This window comes from Pseudomonas sp. DSP3-2-3 (assembly GCF_049898225.1).
GTDB lineage: Bacteria > Pseudomonadota > Gammaproteobacteria > Pseudomonadales > Pseudomonadaceae > Aquipseudomonas.
Window position 1 is genome coordinate 20,791 of the sequence record NZ_JAFCXH010000039.1, and the last position, 15,565, is coordinate 36,355.

The 15,565-nt window shown below is 56.5% G+C and carries 15 protein-coding genes and 4 pseudogenes; 11 read left to right on the plus strand and 8 right to left on the minus strand.

What is annotated here, in order from left to right:
* Positions 1 to 2 precede the first annotated feature (2 nt).
* Complete coding sequence (locus tag ACP7E4_RS27390; protein ID WP_426119012.1) at positions 3 to 1,106, minus strand: alkene reductase; 1,104 nt, start codon at positions 1,104 to 1,106, stop codon at positions 3 to 5.
* Between the two features lie 51 nt (positions 1,107 to 1,157).
* Entirely contained in the window at positions 1,158 to 1,739 is a 582-nt protein-coding gene (locus ACP7E4_RS27395) for a TetR/AcrR family transcriptional regulator (RefSeq protein ID WP_426119010.1), read from the minus strand.
* 373 nt (positions 1,740 to 2,112) lie between these two features.
* Between ACP7E4_RS27395 and ACP7E4_RS27400 the strand changes: the two genes are divergently transcribed.
* Positions 2,113 to 2,745, plus strand: coding sequence for a TetR/AcrR family transcriptional regulator (locus ACP7E4_RS27400; protein ID WP_426119008.1), 633 nt, complete (start codon positions 2,113 to 2,115; stop codon positions 2,743 to 2,745).
* Positions 2,746 to 2,778: 33 nt separating this feature from the next.
* On the opposite strand, the pseudogene ACP7E4_RS27405 reads toward ACP7E4_RS27400, so the two are convergent.
* A pseudogene (locus ACP7E4_RS27405) lies at positions 2,779 to 3,639 on the minus strand (pyridoxal phosphate-dependent aminotransferase); the annotation flags it as partial.
* A gap of 10 nt (positions 3,640 to 3,649) precedes the next feature.
* The gene (locus ACP7E4_RS27410; protein WP_426119006.1) at positions 3,650 to 4,231 is read right to left on the minus strand and encodes a TetR/AcrR family transcriptional regulator; all 582 of its coding nucleotides are present in this window, start codon (positions 4,229 to 4,231) and stop codon (positions 3,650 to 3,652) included.
* A 152-nt stretch (positions 4,232 to 4,383) separates the two neighbouring features.
* On the opposite strand from ACP7E4_RS27410, the gene ACP7E4_RS27415 reads away from it, so the two are divergent.
* Complete coding sequence (locus tag ACP7E4_RS27415; protein WP_426119004.1) at positions 4,384 to 5,265, plus strand: LysR family transcriptional regulator; 882 nt, start codon at positions 4,384 to 4,386, stop codon at positions 5,263 to 5,265.
* On the opposite strand, the pseudogene ACP7E4_RS27420 reads toward ACP7E4_RS27415, so the two are convergent.
* From ACP7E4_RS27420 to ACP7E4_RS27435, 4 genes and pseudogenes are all read right to left on the minus strand, one after another.
* Positions 5,266 to 5,703: pseudogene (locus tag ACP7E4_RS27420) on the minus strand (nuclear transport factor 2 family protein). It lies immediately after the preceding gene.
* A gap of 155 nt (positions 5,704 to 5,858) precedes the next feature.
* Positions 5,859 to 7,118 carry a cation:dicarboxylate symporter family transporter gene (locus ACP7E4_RS27425; RefSeq protein ID WP_426119002.1) on the minus strand — a complete coding sequence of 420 codons (1,260 nt, stop codon included), beginning with the start codon at positions 7,116 to 7,118 and terminating at the stop codon, positions 5,859 to 5,861.
* Positions 7,119 to 7,231: 113 nt separating this feature from the next.
* On the minus strand, positions 7,232 to 7,657 hold the full coding sequence (locus ACP7E4_RS27430; protein ID WP_426119000.1) for a VOC family protein: 426 nt from the start codon (positions 7,655 to 7,657) through the stop codon (positions 7,232 to 7,234).
* 316 nt (positions 7,658 to 7,973) lie between these two features.
* Positions 7,974 to 8,491, minus strand: a pseudogene (locus ACP7E4_RS27435) (tRNA-dihydrouridine synthase); the annotation flags it as partial.
* Between ACP7E4_RS27435 and ACP7E4_RS27440 the strand changes: the two are divergent.
* From ACP7E4_RS27440 to ACP7E4_RS27480, 9 genes and pseudogenes are all read left to right on the plus strand, one after another.
* Positions 8,453 to 9,114, plus strand: a pseudogene (locus ACP7E4_RS27440) (substrate binding domain-containing protein); the annotation flags it as partial. The pseudogenes ACP7E4_RS27435 and ACP7E4_RS27440 overlap by 39 nt on opposite strands.
* On the plus strand, positions 9,111 to 9,974 hold the full coding sequence (locus ACP7E4_RS27445; RefSeq protein ID WP_426118998.1) for a LysR family transcriptional regulator: 864 nt from the start codon (positions 9,111 to 9,113) through the stop codon (positions 9,972 to 9,974). The pseudogene ACP7E4_RS27440 and the gene ACP7E4_RS27445, both read left to right, overlap by 4 nt.
* Positions 9,975 to 10,202: 228 nt before the next feature.
* Entirely contained in the window at positions 10,203 to 10,628 is a 426-nt protein-coding gene (locus tag ACP7E4_RS27450; RefSeq protein ID WP_426118996.1) for a VOC family protein, read from the plus strand.
* A gap of 160 nt (positions 10,629 to 10,788) precedes the next feature.
* Entirely contained in the window at positions 10,789 to 11,568 is a 780-nt protein-coding gene (locus tag ACP7E4_RS27455) for a 5-oxoprolinase subunit B family protein (protein ID WP_426118994.1), read from the plus strand.
* Complete coding sequence (locus tag ACP7E4_RS27460; RefSeq protein WP_426118992.1) at positions 11,565 to 12,506, plus strand: biotin-dependent carboxyltransferase family protein; 942 nt, start codon at positions 11,565 to 11,567, stop codon at positions 12,504 to 12,506. Before ACP7E4_RS27455 ends, ACP7E4_RS27460 begins: the two co-directional genes overlap by 4 nt.
* The gene (locus tag ACP7E4_RS27465; protein WP_426118990.1) at positions 12,499 to 13,269 is read left to right on the plus strand and encodes a LamB/YcsF family protein; all 771 of its coding nucleotides are present in this window, start codon (positions 12,499 to 12,501) and stop codon (positions 13,267 to 13,269) included. The genes ACP7E4_RS27460 and ACP7E4_RS27465 overlap by 8 nt, the downstream gene beginning before the upstream one ends.
* A gap of 239 nt (positions 13,270 to 13,508) precedes the next feature.
* Positions 13,509 to 14,855 (plus strand): MFS transporter, encoded by a 1,347-nt coding sequence (locus ACP7E4_RS27470; RefSeq protein WP_426118988.1) that lies wholly within the window; start codon positions 13,509 to 13,511, stop codon positions 14,853 to 14,855.
* Between the two features lie 59 nt (positions 14,856 to 14,914).
* Positions 14,915 to 15,349, plus strand: a complete 435-nt coding sequence (accB, locus tag ACP7E4_RS27475; RefSeq protein ID WP_426118986.1) for an acetyl-CoA carboxylase biotin carboxyl carrier protein — start codon at positions 14,915 to 14,917, stop codon at positions 15,347 to 15,349.
* A 17-nt stretch (positions 15,350 to 15,366) separates the two neighbouring features.
* On the plus strand, positions 15,367 to 15,565 hold a 199-nt coding region (locus ACP7E4_RS27480; RefSeq protein ID WP_426118984.1), incomplete at its 3' end, for a biotin carboxylase N-terminal domain-containing protein.

The following is a 15,565-nucleotide window of genomic DNA, read 5'->3' on the forward strand; positions in this document are numbered from 1 at the left end:
GATCAGTAGCTGCCGACCGGCCAGTCGGTGTAGCCCTTCGCGCCGCCGCCGTAATAAGACTCGCGAGGTGCGATGGTCAGTTCGGCCCCACGACGCAGGCGCTCGACCAGATCCGGGTTGGAAATGAACAGGCGACCAAATGCAACGGCGTCGATCTTGCCTTGGGCTCGGCGCTCAATGGCCATGTCCAGGTCGTAGTTGTTGTTACCGATGAAGGGGCCTTTGAACTGCGCACTCAACGCATCCATGTCGACGCCTTCCGGAACTTCGCGGGAAGTTGCGGTAGCCCCTTCGACGAAGTGCAGGTAAGCCAGATCGAATGCGTTCAGCTGCTGGATCAGGTAGCCGTACATCGCCATGACATTGCTGTCAGGCGGCGTGTTGCCGGCGTCGGGTGTCACCGGCGACAAGCGAATGCCAACGCGGTCGTTGCCCCAGATCTTGACGATCGCCTCGGTCACTTCCAGGGTCAGGCGCGCACGATTTTCGATGGAGCCGCCGTACTGATCGGTGCGATGGTTGGTCGAGTCCCGCAGGAACTGGTCCAGCAGGTAGCTGTTGGCCGAGTGAACCTCTACACCATCAAACCCAGCGCGTTTGGCATTCTCGGCAGCACGCTTGTACTGCTCGATGATCCCCGGGATCTCATCGGTCTCAAGCGCCCGTGGCATCGACACCGGGACGAAGCCTTTGGTGGTGTAGGTCTCACCTTCAGCCTTGATGGCGGAAGGCGCGACCGGTGCAGCTCCGTCGGGTTGCAGTTCGACACTGGAGAAGCGTCCCACATGCCACAGCTGGCTGACGATTTTGCCGCCGGCGGCATGCACCGCATCCGTGACTTTCTTCCAACCGGCAACCTGTTCTTCGCTCCAGATGCCGGGTGTGGCCGCGTAACCGCGACCTTGCGGGGAAATATTGGTGGCTTCCGCAACGATCAAACCCGCCGTGGCGCGTTGGGCGTAATACTCGGCATGCAGCTCGTTGGGGATGCCATCTTCGGCGTAGCGGCTGCGGGTGACAGGGGCCATCAAAATGCGGTTGGCGAGTTTCATCGCGCCAAGGTTGATGGGGGTGAATAAATCAGTACGGGTAGCATTATCTGTCATGATGACCTCGATTAAATAGACCGGTCGTCTAGCGAATTGATAAAAAAATAGCTACGACAAGAGTCGCTTTGCTAGGGTCAGGGAAGTTTCAAAGGCTGCCTCGCGCTTGCCGATCTTCATCATCAGGGAGGCACCGAGCCAAACCTGGTAGAGCGATTTCGCAAGCGTCGCGCTTGGCACTGCGGAGGTGATCGATCCATCGACCAGGCCCTGCTCAATACAGCGCTCAAGCTTGGCGTGGATGGCCTGCGTACCTTGGTCGAGCACCAGGCGCATGCCCTCCGAGAGGTCACACACCTCGGCGCCCAATTTAACGACCAGGCACTTGTCGGTCGGTAGATCGGAGCACTGGGTTCGCGCCCAATACTGGAAGTAACTCAGCAACCTTTGCGCCGCGGGTGCAGATCCCATCAACAGGGTGTCAACCGTTTCCAGGTAGTCGGAAAAATACTGTTCAAGCAACGCCTGACCAAATTCATCCTTCGATTTGAAGTAATGGTAGAACGAACCTTTCGGCACGCTCGCAGCTGCCACCACCTCAGCCAAACCTACACTGGTATAGCCTTTGTGCGTCATCAACGTCCTGGCGACATCCAGGATGTGTTGGCGTGTTTCAGAATGATGCTTTTTCATAATGCGGCCACTCTAGTTAAAACTAGACCGGTCGTCTAGGTGATTTTAGAATGGCTTAACTTTCTACGATCAACGGCAAATGATGACACACGCCACGGTTAAGTCCGTGGGAACCCAACCAACTGCAGAGATGGTGCCCACCAAAGTCGCCGATGATATTGCGAAGCATGTGATACCGCTATTGGGCGGTATTGGACAGGTGCTCGAGCGATACAACATCACGACACCCGTGCGCGCGTCGGGGGCGACCTGAAACCGCAAAATCACCAAGCCCTCACCCCGCGCAACCGAAATGTTTGTTTTGTGTATCATTGGTGCAGACATCTCTTCCAGACATGCTCGTCTGGCGATACGCCCTAAGGTGCTGCACTCAATGACTGAACCCACTCCACTCTCTGTTCGCCGCGCAAAAGGACGCCCGCGCGCGTTCGACCGTGACCAGGCCCTGCTTCATGCCTTGGCAGTGTTTTGGACGCGTGGCTACGAGCCGGCCTCTGTGGCGGAGTTGTGTTCAGCGATGAACATCAGCCCTCCCAGCCTTTATGCGGCATTCGGCAACAAAGCCAAGTTGTTTCTGGAAGCAGTTGCCTACTACGAAGCAACATTCTGGGATGCCACGTGGGAGCGCATGGACACGGAACCGGACATCGTGCGCGCCATCAGCAACTTCTTCCATACCTCAGCATCGATCCTGACAGAGCCCGAGGCCCCATGCGGTTGTATGGTCGTGCTCGCGGCTGTCAACGTCTCCGACGATGCCGGCGAAGTCACCGCCACCCTTAAAGCCTTGCGCCAGGAGGGACGTGACTACTTGCAGCAGCGCCTGGATCGCGCGGTTGCAGATGGTCAGCTGCGCCCCTACACCAATACCCGTCTGCTTGCCGCAGCCTTGAACACATTGCTCGAAGGCATGTCACTGCAAGCACATGACGCTGCAAGCCGTGAAGACCTGCAAGGTATCGGGGCCACAGCTGTAGCAATGCTGGCCCCGTCCCTCTCTGTTTGACTGGAAGCGACCCCGCAAAACCCACTGCTGCGTTCAAGCGAGCTGTTCACACGCCTTTTTGTTGCGCGCGCACGCCTGCTCCAGTAGCGCCGTGGAGGTGGCGAAAGAAATGCGGAAGTACCCTTCCAATCCAAATGCGCTCCCCGGCACGACCGCCACTTGGGCGGCCTCAAGCAGGTACTGGCAAACCTCCACATCATTCGTCAGCACCATGCCCGCCGGGGTTTTGCGGCCGAACAGCGCCGAACATGCTGGGAAGAGATAGAACGCACCCTCCAGACGGCGACACACCAGCCCAGGTGTGCTGTTGAAAGCCTCCAGGCAAAGGTCTCTGCGCTGACGAAACACTTCATTGCGCTCAGCCAGAAAATCGATAGGCCCATCCAGCGCGGCCACCGCAGCAGCCTGGGATATCGCGCAAGGGTTGCTGGTGGTCTGGGACTGAATGGTGGCCATGGCGGCAATAAGAGGTTTAGGACCGCCGGCATAACCAATGCGCCAGCCCGTCATCGAATAGGCCTTTGAGACGCCATTGACCGTCAACACACGATCGTGCAATGCCGGTACCTGCGAAGCCATGGTGGAAAATACCCATCCGTCATAGCTCAAATGCTCGTACATGTCATCCGTCAGCATGTAGACATGTGGATGCTCCAACAGCACGGCGCCCAACTGTTCGAGCTCTGTTGCGCTATAGCCAGCGCCGGTCGGGTTGCTTGGCGAATTCAGAATCAACCATTTCGTGCGCGGCGTGATCGCCTGCTGGAGTTGCTCGGCGGTGATCTTGAAATGCTGATGGGCCGCGCAGGGGATCTCCACGGGCGTGCCCCCTGCCAGGCGCACCATGTCCGGATACGACACCCAATAAGGCGCAGGAATGATGACTTCATCCCCGGGATTAAGGTCAGGCCAATAAGCGCCGACTCATTTCAAGCGCCGCGTCAAAGGGCTCGCGAGTCCTGTTGACCTTGACGAGCAACGAGGCGCCCAACCACATCTGGTAGAGCGCTTCCGCCAATATGGCAGCGTCAACGGATACGGCGATGGAACCATCGGCTTTGCCCTGCTCAACACAACGAATCATCCGCTCGATGATCAGGGCAGTCCCTTTGTCGAGCACCCCGCGCATGTTTTCGGACAGATCACACACTTCCGCTCCCAATTTGACCACCAGGCATTTTTGATCAGTGTGATCAAACGCCTGTGTCTCGGCCCAATAGCGTAGATAGCTCAACAGACGTTCGGCGCCGGAGCCCTGGCTGGCCAATTGCACATCGACCCGCGTGAGGTACTCATCAAAGTACTCTTCGAGTAGCGCTTGGCCAAACTCGTCCTTGGAACGGAAGTAGTGATAGAACGACCCTTTAGGTACTCCCGCGGCCGCGAGCAACTCGGTAAGGCCGACGGCGGTGTAACCTTTTTGAGTCATAAGCGACCTGGCGACATCGATGATGTGCTGGCGTATGTCATGGGCGGGTTTCTTCATAGTGCGGCGGATGCTAGCAAAAAAACGCTTTAGCGTCAGGAGCCCGTTGGAGCACCTGGCGTTTGTTCACCTGTGTCGGAGGCAGTTTACGCAGCGCTTCAGCGACAAAAATATAAATATATTTCCCCGCGAAACATAATTATTATTTGAGCATGATCAAAGAACTGAAAACACTTATCGCCGTGGCGAGAGAAGGCACATTTGCGGCTGCCGGCAGCAAAATCGGCCTCACCCAAGCCGCCGTCAGCGCCCAGATGCAACGCCTTGAGGCAGAGCTAGGCGTGGAGTTGTTCGACCGTAAAGGTCGCTCCGCCCAGCTCAACCGAATGGGTCACCAGGTTTTGTTGCAGGGCCAGGAACTGGTGCGCCAGTTCAAAGACCTGGGCACGACATCAGTGGGTCTTCCCGCAAATGTTTTGGTGACCATTGGGGCGATTGCCTCGGTTCAGCGCTCGTTCTTACCGGAAGCCTTGGCTGAATTTCACCAACGATCCCCACAGTGCAGGACGCGAGTCCTGCCTGGGCTGTCGATGGAATTGGTAAATCAGGTCGATTCAGGTGAAATCGATATGGCGGCGATCATCCGTCCACCCTTCTCTCTTCACAGCGATCTGCGCTGGACAACCTTGGCACGCGAACCGTATCGACTGATTGTCCCGGCTGATATACCAGGCGAGGATTGGGCTGAGTTGGTATCGAGCCAGCCCTTTATCCGCTATGACCGTTCATCTTTTGGTGGACGCCAGGTTGATAGGTTCTTGCGTCAAACCCATTTTTCATTGCATGAAGTCTGCGAACTCGATGAGCTGGACGCGATCATCAAACTGGTTGCAAATGGCGTCGGTGTGGCCCTGGTACCGGAAACGGCCACTCGTAAGGAATGGCCTGCTGAAGTACGTGCGATCGACCTGAAACAACGTACATTCCATCGCGACATCGGTCTCATTCATCGTGCACGCCGCAGCCTTACCGAGCCAGTAAAATTACTGGCTCAGCTGATTATAGAACAGGCAGTCCCACGGGGTGAACAGTAATCAAGGCGCTGCATGCGTTTGGAAAATCTTGCTAACTACAGTCCACTTGCCTTCGACTTTCAGCAGATGGAAGAAGTCGGTGAAAGAGATGCCTGACATGTCGTTGGCGTCGATGCGAGCGCTAGCTGCGGTACCGACGATTTCAATGCGAGTAATAGCGGCCTATGCGTCAGGAGAGGGGCGGAAATCCTTGTCGATCCCCTCGAACAGGATTGGAATCGCGCCGCCTGTCAGCTCGCCATCGGCGCCGACACTGTACATCGTTGCATGTTCATTGAAAGCGGGCTTCATGATACTGCTCTTGGCTTGCTTGCAACCCTCAATATACTTGTTAAGCACCTCGGTGATAGCTTGGTATTCTTCAACGTATGTTGGCTTGCTTACTGTTTTACTGCTGATAACGTGTTGGTCGCTTAGTAAATTTTCTGCTTGAGCCATCGCGCCGAAGCTCGAAACCATGGCCACAAAAAATAAATGTTTGATAGATGTTATTTTCATTAGGTCGCTCTTAATAAGAAGTGTAATTATTGATTTATCAGCCAAAAAAAGAGCCCTCGACGCGGTTAACGTGGAAGGCTCTTGTGTGTCACTGATTAAGCGTTCTGCCCGACCCCAACAGAGCCTTTGCGCTCCAGGGGCGTTCTCTCCCACTTGGCGATGACAAGAGGTGCAATCGCATTACCCAGCACGTTCAGAGTGGTGGTGCCGCTATCGATGATCCGGAATATCCCGGCAATCAACGCAACCCCTTCCAACGGCAGCCCGGCAGACGCCAAGGTGGCCGATAGAATGATGATGGCAAACCCAGGCACACCCGCAGCGCCTTTCGACGTCAGCACCATCGTGACCACCAGCAAAATCTGCTGAGTCAATGACAGGTCGATGCCATAGAGCTGGGCGATAAAGATCGTCGCCACACCGAGGAAGATCGACGCACCGTCCAGGTTAAACGCATAACCCACCGGCACCACGAAGCTGACGATGCGCCGAGGCACGCCATAGGCTTCCAGCTTGGTCATCAACTGAGGCATGACGGCCGCAGAGGCCGCGCTGGAGAAGGCCAGAATCAGCTCATCGCGGAAGTACTTGATCAGCTTGAAGACGTTTTCGCCGATCAAGTAGCAAATGCCGCCGAGCATCACCAGCGCAAAGGTAATCAGCGCCAGGTACACCACGCCGATCAACTTGAGCAACGGTAGCAACGAGGCAAATCCGAAGGTCGCCACGGTTGCGCCGATCATGCCGAATACACCAATCGGTGCGTAAGCCATGACAAACGACACCACCTTGAACATAGCGTCGGAGAAGCCCTGCACAACAGCAACAACCGGTGCGCTCTTCTCTTTAGGCAATGTGTTCAACGCCATACCCAGCAGCACGGCAAAGAACAGCACCGACAACAACTTCGCTTCCGACATTGCGACAATCACGTTATCGGGCACGATGTTTTGCAGGATGATCAGCGCACCTTTCGACGGCTCCATATGCACGGCTGCCGCGTTATGCGCAATGCCGGCGATTTCGGTGCCCTTACCCGGCTCGAACAGATTGGCGAAGCACAAGCCAAGCACGATGGCGAGGCTGGTGATTGCAAAGAAGTAGATCAACGACTTTGCGCCCATTCGGCCGAACGATTTGTTATCACCGCCCCCGGCAATTCCGAGGATCATGCAGCAGAACACAATCGGCACGACGACCATCTTCATCATCTTGATGAAGATATCACCGAGCGGTTTAAGGATTTCAGAACTGACCCAAACTTGATTTTCCGGGTGAGTATTGAAATACCAACCCACGAGCACGCCAAGCAACAGCCCGGCAACGATTTGCCAAACTAAGGGGATACGTTTCATGTCTAGCCTTTTTGTTGGAATGAAAGGACTGCTTGAGCGCAGTTGCTAGATTCATGAGCTTCCAGCTCATTTAAGTGTTCCTGGCGCACGCTTGCTGGCGCGCCAGGTTTTTATTATTTAGCGAACAGCTGACTCATATCCTTGAACGCCTTGAACTCCAGGGCGTTGCCGCACGGATCGAACAGGAACATGGTGGCCTGCTCGCCGACCTGGCCTTTAAAGCGAATATAGGGTTCGATCACAAACCTGGTCGCGCGCGCTTTCAAACGCTCGGCCAGTGCTTCCCATTGCGCCCACTCCAGGATGATGCCGAAGTGCGGAACCGGTACGTCGTGGCCGTCTACCGGGTTGCTGTGCACGCTTTCCTGCGAAGCAGTTTTGGGGTGTTCGTGGATGACCAGTTGATGGCCGTAGAAATCGAAGTCTACCCACTGGTTGCTTGAGCGGCCTTCGGAGAGACCGAACACCTCACCATAGAAGTGACGTGTGGCGGCCAGGTCATACACAGGGATTGCGAGGTGGAAAGGAGAAAGACTCATCAGGACTCCGATAACAATTTTTTTTATTGGTTTGTGGTGCCGGACACCGTGGTCGCTGCCCGACGGCTTTTTGAAGACGGATTTATGCTAAAGCCGCACAGCCTTAAAAAAAATCAATATAAATTTTTCACAAACACAATTTTATTTTGTTAGCTGCTTGATAAACCCAATGAGCACCGCCAAAGGCCGTGCTCATTTTTTTATTCCTGGGCCGTGTCCTTCTGGCCCTGCATGTGTGTTCCAAAGGCTTGAATCGAGTGGCGATGGCTGACCTAAAGAGTGGGAGCACCCACCGCCGACATGTAACCCGCTACGTTTATCTCAACTCGAGGTCTTTGATATGGGCAATCGGCGCAAGCAGCGATGGGTCGAAGGGTTCCGGTGCGCGCCCCGCGAGTAACTGTTGTACCAGGTCCGGATTGGCCAAGGCAGCCTTACCGACGGCGATGATATCTGCGCCAGCGTGCAGGGTTTGTTCAACGGTGGGCGAGTCCTGCACTCTGCCATTGGCGATCAACGCGACGCCCGGCGCATAACGACGGGCCAGCGTCACCAGGCTTGCCTCGTTGCCGATAAATGCCGGCTGCCAGGCTTGATGCTCAGTCACATGGATGAAGTCGACCCTGCGTCAGCCAAGCTGCCGAAGATCGCCTGTGCGTCGTGTTCCCCACCCGCCCATTTGTGCTGAAAGTCATTGACCTTGCCCTGGGATATACGCACCCCCACTGGCGAGTGGCAGACCACCTTTTTCACCGCTGCGATGACCTCAAGAGTCAGGCTCAAGCGCTGGCGTACATCACCGCCCCATCGATCTTCGCGTTGATTGGGGTAATCGTTATCATGCCGCTGCTGCCAGCCCTGCTGGCTGACAACCCGACCCTCAAGGTCGACCTGACGTTATCGGACAGCATCATCGACATAGCCGGACTCGGCATTGATGTAGCCATTCGCATCGCCACGTTGCGCGACTCGACATTGGTCGCCACAACCCTGGCGCCCAACCACGCGTGGTCTGCGCGAGCCCGGCCTACCTGGCGCAATGCGGTACGCCGGCAGTGTTGGATGACCTCAGTCGTCATCTCTGCATCGCGTTGTACGGCATGCCCTACTGGCCATTTACCAAAGGCGCTGCCCCCGTGACCATCCGTGCTCACGGCGTATTTACTGCCAACAGTGTTGAGGCGGTGCGCACCGCAAGCAAACAAGGCCTGGGCCTGGCCATGCTGACGTATTGGGATATCCGCAACGAGCTTGCTGAAGGTTCCCTAGTCATGGTGAACCTTGAGGATGTGCTGCCCGAGCAGCTGTCGATCACGGCGGTGCTTCCGACACGTCAACATGTTCCGCACAGGGTGCGCGTGTTCGTTGAGCACTTGGAAAAAGTGCTCAACAATAAACACAGCGAACCAGACGACGTTCTGCGCCAACACCCAATGACGAATCCAGGTGCGACATGATTAGAGAGTTGAAGACATTTATCTGCGTTACGCAGCGGGGCACGTTCGCAGCGGCTGGCCAGCAGGTTGGGCTGACGCAGTCTGCCGTCAGCGCCCAGATCAAAAGCCTTGAGGACACATTGGGCGTCAAACTGTTTGATCGTACCGGACGCTCAGCCACGCTTAATTCAGCAGGCCAACGTGCCATTCCCCTGGCCGAGGAAATCCTGCGGCTCTTCGGCCGGATGGGGGCCGCAGACAGCGGTAATGACTTCCACGGAGCGTTGCGAATTGGCGCAATCGGCACGGTCCAGACCGGTATCCTGCCGCAGGCGCTGGTGGCCTTGAAATCACAGGCCCCGTTCATCGAAACCAACCTTGTACCGGGTGTTTCGTTGAATCTGCTCAGCCAGGTCGACGCCGGAGAGCTGGACCTGGCCATCATGATCAAACCGCCGTTTTCGCTACCCAAGGATCTGCATGCAGAGGTCATCGCGCGCGAGGCTTTTGTGCTGATCACGGCCAAAGATGTCGTAGGCGACGACCCGCTGGCGATTCTCGTCGAGCAGCCCTTTGTACGTTATGACCGCGGATCATTTGGCGGGCGCCTGGTCACCCAGTTTCTCAAGCAGCAAAAAATCCATGTGCATCAGGCACTGGAGCTGGATGAACTGGATGCCATTGTGAAGATGGTGCGCAGTGGGCTGGGCGTTTCGCTGGTACCCAAAGCGGGTCTATGGCTTGAACATGCGGAGGACGTCAGGGTGCTGGAGTTGCGTAAGCTCACGTTTTTCAGAGAAATCGTGCTGGTATCAAAATATCGGCAAAAGCATTCACCGCTGTTCAATATCTTCCGGGCCTGCGTTCTTGATGCGGTGTGATACCTGTCGGACGCATGCCTGCCTCGAAAAATCAATCCTGGATGCGCGAGCTTTTCAGCAGGAAAGCGAGCCGTTGTGGTGCGGCATGAACAACTATGGTGCAAAACCTTGTAAAACCGTATGACTCATCGAAATTATTCGTGCTCAGAACACAGAATTTGCGCTTTTACCCGCGCGGTTTCCGGATAAGAATTGATTCAGATCAAAACAAGTCAATAGGAAACCACCGTGAGCCTCTCCCCTTTCCATCTGGCAATTCCCGTTTACGATTTGGCCGCCACACGTCACTTTTACGGTGAGGTGTTCGGTCTTTCCGAAGGTCGCTCAAGTGACCAGTGGGTAGACTTCGATTTCTACGGCCATCAACTGGTCATCCATGAGCACCCAAAGACTGCTTCGCAGGAAAGCGTGCACAGCAACCCGGTAGACGGCCACGACGTACCGGTTCCGCACTTCGGCATCATCCTGGAGTGGGCGCAATGGGAAGCACTGGCCGAGCGTTTGAAAGCGCGCGCGACCAGGTTTGTGATCGAACCCTACATTCGCTTTAAAGGCCAGGTGGGCGAGCAGGCCACCATGTTCCTGTTCGACCCGTGCGGCAACGCCCTGGAGTTCAAAGCGTTCAAGGATATGAGTCAGCTGTTCGCCAAGTAATCTGTTGTTCAAGCGACCGTCGCCATTAGAGCGACGGCGCACTATCAAGCCGTGAAGCCTTGCTGTGTTGCGCCGGATATCTGTGAAAGCTCGTGCTTTCTCTGTCTCGCTGCATGCGCCTGGCCGATGCTTAGCCTGCCGCATGAGGATAGAGAACACTATGTCCGACCTCAGTCTCATTTTGGATGAGCCGCCAAGGGCGTCTCTTTCCCCCGTTAAATGGCAGTTCGAGCCGTGCGGTGATCGCTGCGTGATACTGGTATTTGGCAGCGTATTTTCCATTGACCTCAACCGCCAGGCCGCCTCAGTCGGCAGTCAGTTACGTGCCCTGGGCGCTCAAGGCCAGCTACCGGGCGTCACGGATGTTGTATCTGCGATGGTGACCGTCGGTGTTCATTACTCTCCTGAGTCAATTTCCAGCCTTTTCCCCGGTGTGTCTCCTTACGAATCGATCTGCAAACTTGTGACTGAGCGTCTCAAGGATTCGCACAGCGCTGCCGTAACGATCGGCACCCGCCTCGACATTCCCGTGTGCTACGACCCGGAATATGCCCCGGACCTTGAAGAGATCGCGCAGGCCTGCGGCCTGACCGCCAACGAGGTCATCACCGCCCACACGGCCGACTGGCTGGATGTGTTGATGGTCGGTTTCGCGCCAGGTCACCCCTACATCGGCATGCACGACAGCGCCCTATCGCTGCCTCGTCGCGCGACACCGCGCACGCTTGTCAAGCAAGGCAGCATCGGCATCGCCAACCGACAAAGCGTGATTTACCCGGCTGATCTCCCCGGCGGCTGGAACCTCATAGGGCGTACACCGCTGCCCATGTTTTCCCCCTTGAGTGAGCCGCCGTGTCTTTTACAAGGCGGCGACCAGATTCGATTTGTACCCATTACCCGCCATGAGTTTGATCTGTTGGCTCGGGAGAACACGAAGTGACCATCAAGGTAATCAAACCCGGCATGCTCTCAACCTTCCAGGACACCGGACGGCATGGGTTCCAGCATTGGGGCGTACCCGTGACCGGCGTGATGGATGAGGATGCGCATGCCCTGTGCAACCTGCTGGTCGGCAATCCTCGTACCTTCAGCACGCTGGAAATGACCCTCCAGGGCCCGACGCTGCTCTTTCAGGCCAAAGCCGTGATTGCGCTCGCCGGCGCGGACCTCGGCGCCGAGCTGGATGCGATCCCGCTCAAGCCCGGCGTGGCAGCCCTGGTGTCTCCAGGTAGTACCTTGAGTTTCGGCAAACGGCGACAGGGCGCCCGCAGTTACCTCGCGGTAGGTGGCGGCTTTTTGCTGGAACCGCTGATGAACAGCACCAGCACTTATTCCCGAGGCGGGTTCGGCGGGTTGCGCGGCCGCGCACTGCAAGCCGGGGATTTGATTCCCATCTGCTCATCGTTTGCCAACCCGCCACGCCTCAGCCTGCGCTCAAAATTTGGGCTGTATGAAGCGGTTGCATGCGAGCCGATAAGAGTGATCGCGGGGCGGGAATGGAAGGACTTTTCCGATGAGTCCCAGGAGCACTTCTTGAGCGATGACTACACCTTGAGCGGTGACTCGGACCGTATGGGCTACCGGCTTGACGGCACCCCGCTGACGCTGTCTTCACCCAAAGAGCTGTTATCGGAAAGTGTCTCGTTCGGCACCGTCCAGGTGCCGCCCAGCGGCAAGCCGCTGATCTTGATGGCCGACCGACAAACGACCGGCGGATACCCACGGATCGCCCAAGTAGCCAGCGTTGATCTTCCCCGGCTGGCGCAGTTGCTGCCGGGCGATAAGTTGCGATTCTCTCTTATAGATTTGAGTGCCGCCGAAGCATTGCTGCTCACCCGCGCTCGCACGCGCAAAGCAATGGAGGCCTTCAATGCCTGAAATAGATTTCAACAGTGACCTGGGCGAAGGCTTCAGCATTTATCGCGCAGGCGACGATGCGGCGATTCTTCCCCACCTCACCTCAGTCAATATCGCCTGCGGGTTTCACGCCGGGGATTCGCGCTCAATGCGAGCGACCGTCGCGTTGGCCGCAAAGTTGGGCGTGGCCGTTGGGGCCCATCCTGGCTTCGACGACCTGCAAGGTTTCGGGCGCCGAATGATGACGCTGTCCGAAGATGAAGTGTACGAACTCATCGTCTACCAAGTAGGCGCTTTGCTCGGGTTCACCCAAGCAGCCAAGGTCGAACTGCGCCATGTCAAACCCCACGGCGCGCTTTACAACTTCGCAGCGGTGCACAGGCCCACCGCCGACGCGATCTGTAGAGCAGTCAAGGACATCGATCCGAGCCTGATTCTTTTCGGCTTGTCGGGAAGTGCCTTGGTCAGCGCCGCCCAAGCCTGTGGTTTGACCGTGGCACAGGAAGTGTTTGCCGATCGCAGCTACCAGGAGGACGGCACACTGACGCCCCGCATCCAGCCTGGCGCAATGATCGAAAACCTCCACGATGCCATCGATCAAGTGATGAACATGCTGCATTTAGGCGAAGTGCGCACAACCCAAGGGACCTGGGTACCGGTGAAAGCACACACGCTTTGCATACACGGCGACCAGCCCGGCGCCGCAGCGTTTGCCAGTGCGATCAGGCAAGCGCTGCTCAAAGAGGGCATCACCATTCAAAAACCCGCGCGTGCGCGTACTTAAGTGACACCCACAACGTTTACCCATAATAAAAAGGAAACAGCCATGCCTCGTGAATCAACCCCCTCGTTTTAACTGCCGAGCTTAAAACCTCGTCTGAGAGCTGAATAGTCAACTACGGAGCGTCTGGGCGCCTGAATGCCCGGATGAACTGTGCACTGTCGGTTTTCGGTACGTCACTTTCAAGGCAGGACCCTCTGCCACTTAACTCTTTTGGCCATTGGCCAGAGTGGAAGGTATTTATGTCTCGTGTTCTTTCTGAAAATACGCACTTGCCGCACCTCGACGTCGATGCACACACCACCCATGGCACAACGCAGTCGGTCGTCATTGCCAAGCGCGCAGCCATGGCGTCGGCCACCGGCACCGCCGTTGAGTACTATGAGTTCAGTATCTACGGCTATATGGCGACCATCATCGCGCCGTTGTTCTTTCCCGGTGATAACCCCGCCGCTGCCCTCCTCGCCACTTTGGCGGTGTTCGGTATTGCCTTTGTCATCCGCCCGATAGGCGGCGTGCTGCTCGGTCGCCTTGCCGATCGTATCGGTCGACGTCGAGTGCTGCTCAGCACCGTGATCGGGATGGGCACCGCAACTGCGCTGATTGGGGTGTTGCCCACCACCGCCCAAATCGGCCTCGCAGCCCCTATCCTGCTGGTGCTGTTGCGACTGTCCCAAGGTTTCTTCGCCGGCGGCGAAGTGGTAGGCGCAGCGGCATTTGTGGCTGAATCTTCGCCAAACGGCCGACGTGGGTTCTTCGGTTCATTCACACCGTTGGGTGTTGCCGTGGGTGGCGCCATTGGCGCGATTGTCTGCGGTATCACCACTGGGCTGCTCAGTGCCGAGCAATTGCAGGCATGGGGCTGGCGTATCCCGTTCTTCCTGTCCATCCCGCTGGTTATGTTTTCGTTTTACATGCGGCATAACGTAGAAGAAACGCCGGAATTCAAAGCCTTCCTGGAGAAGGAAAAGCCACCGGCAGCGCCAGTCAAAGAGGTATTCAGCAAAAACCTGCCGGCACTGCTCCGTGTCATCGTATTTGCGTCTGCACAGAATGCGGGTTACTTCATCGGGATGGTGTTCATGAACATCTACCTCACGACCTACCTGCACTTCGACAAATCCAAAGTCTACTGGGTGATTGCAGTGATCAGCCTGTGCATGGCGGCGATGATGCCCTTCTGGGGTGGTTTGTCAGACCGCATCGGTCGCAGGAAGGCGCTGAGTATCGGTTTCCTGGGCTATGCCATTCTGGTGATTCCCATGATGATCCTGATGGACAGTGGCAGTCTTTGGATCGCAGCACTGGCCATGTTCGTCGCGACCCTGCCTATGCCGATCGTTCAATCGGTTGGCTACCCTACTTACGCGGAACAATTCCCGACACGTGTGCGCTACACGGCCATGGCGATCAGCATCAACCTGGGCGCAATCCTGGGCGGCGGCATCACCCCTTACGTGGTCACTTCGATTATCACCAAGACCGGCAATCTACTGGTACCGGGCTATTTCATGGCGGGCGCTGCGGTCTGTGCCCTGCTGGCCATTCTCACGCTGCGTGAGACATCCAAGGGCAATCTTCTCAGATAGTCCGACGCTACGGCCAACACACATTCAAGACGCTGCCCATTACACAAGGTTGAAGCACCATGGACATAGAAAAAGTCAAAGAGCTGGTCAAGTTGATCGAGGGATCAAGCCTGGCGGAGATCGATTTTAAAGAAGGCGACAATCGGGTCCGTCTTCGTCGTGACCGTAAACCAGTCGCCCATCCCCACGCAGTCACACCGCTGCACGTTCCACAGCCTACACCAGTGCCTTCGCCGCCAGAGGTGGGGCTGAAAAATGCCGGCACCGTTATTTCGGCACCTATGGTGGGTGTGTTCTACCGCAAGGCATCAGCGACCTCGGCAGCGTTTGTTGAGATTGGCCAGTCCGTCGTAAAAGGCGACGTCTTGTGCATCGTTGAAGCCATGAAAATGATGAATACGGTGGAGGCGACCTGCAGTGGGATCATTGAGGCAATCATGGTCGAAGACGGTCAGCCCGTTGAATACGACCAGCCCATGTTCAACATTGTTTGAGCGACGCGGAGGTCAGAATGAGTGAAGTCGCAAAACTGCAAAAAGTAGTGATCGCCAACCGTGGTGAAATTGCTTTGCGTATCGTACGCGCCTGTAGAGAACTGGGCATCAAGACTGTCGCTGTACACTCCACGGCAGACCGCGAGTTAATGCACCTGGGCCTGGCGGATGAAACCGTCTGCATCGGTCCGGCGCCCGCCAACCTTTCTTACCTGA

What these genes read in the sequence shown, in the direction of transcription:
- ACP7E4_RS27390 (WP_426119012.1), bottom strand. Translation starts at nt 1,106, where the DNA reads ATGACAGATAATGCTACCCGTACTGATTTATTCACCCCCATCAACCTT.
- ACP7E4_RS27395 (WP_426119010.1), bottom strand. Translation starts at nt 1,739, where the DNA reads ATGAAAAAGCATCATTCTGAAACACGCCAACACATCCTGGATGTCGCC.
- ACP7E4_RS27400 (WP_426119008.1), top strand. Translation starts at nt 2,113, where the DNA reads ATGACTGAACCCACTCCACTCTCTGTTCGCCGCGCAAAAGGACGCCCG.
- ACP7E4_RS27410 (WP_426119006.1), bottom strand. Translation starts at nt 4,231, where the DNA reads ATGAAGAAACCCGCCCATGACATACGCCAGCACATCATCGATGTCGCC.
- ACP7E4_RS27415 (WP_426119004.1), top strand. Translation starts at nt 4,384, where the DNA reads ATGATCAAAGAACTGAAAACACTTATCGCCGTGGCGAGAGAAGGCACA.
- ACP7E4_RS27425 (WP_426119002.1), bottom strand. Translation starts at nt 7,118, where the DNA reads ATGAAACGTATCCCCTTAGTTTGGCAAATCGTTGCCGGGCTGTTGCTT.
- ACP7E4_RS27430 (WP_426119000.1), bottom strand. Translation starts at nt 7,657, where the DNA reads ATGAGTCTTTCTCCTTTCCACCTCGCAATCCCTGTGTATGACCTGGCC.
- ACP7E4_RS27445 (WP_426118998.1), top strand. Translation starts at nt 9,111, where the DNA reads ATGATTAGAGAGTTGAAGACATTTATCTGCGTTACGCAGCGGGGCACG.
- ACP7E4_RS27455 (WP_426118994.1), top strand. Translation starts at nt 10,789, where the DNA reads ATGTCCGACCTCAGTCTCATTTTGGATGAGCCGCCAAGGGCGTCTCTT.
- ACP7E4_RS27465 (WP_426118990.1), top strand. Translation starts at nt 12,499, where the DNA reads ATGCCTGAAATAGATTTCAACAGTGACCTGGGCGAAGGCTTCAGCATT.
- ACP7E4_RS27470 (WP_426118988.1), top strand. Translation starts at nt 13,509, where the DNA reads ATGTCTCGTGTTCTTTCTGAAAATACGCACTTGCCGCACCTCGACGTC.
- accB (WP_426118986.1), top strand. Translation starts at nt 14,915, where the DNA reads ATGGACATAGAAAAAGTCAAAGAGCTGGTCAAGTTGATCGAGGGATCA.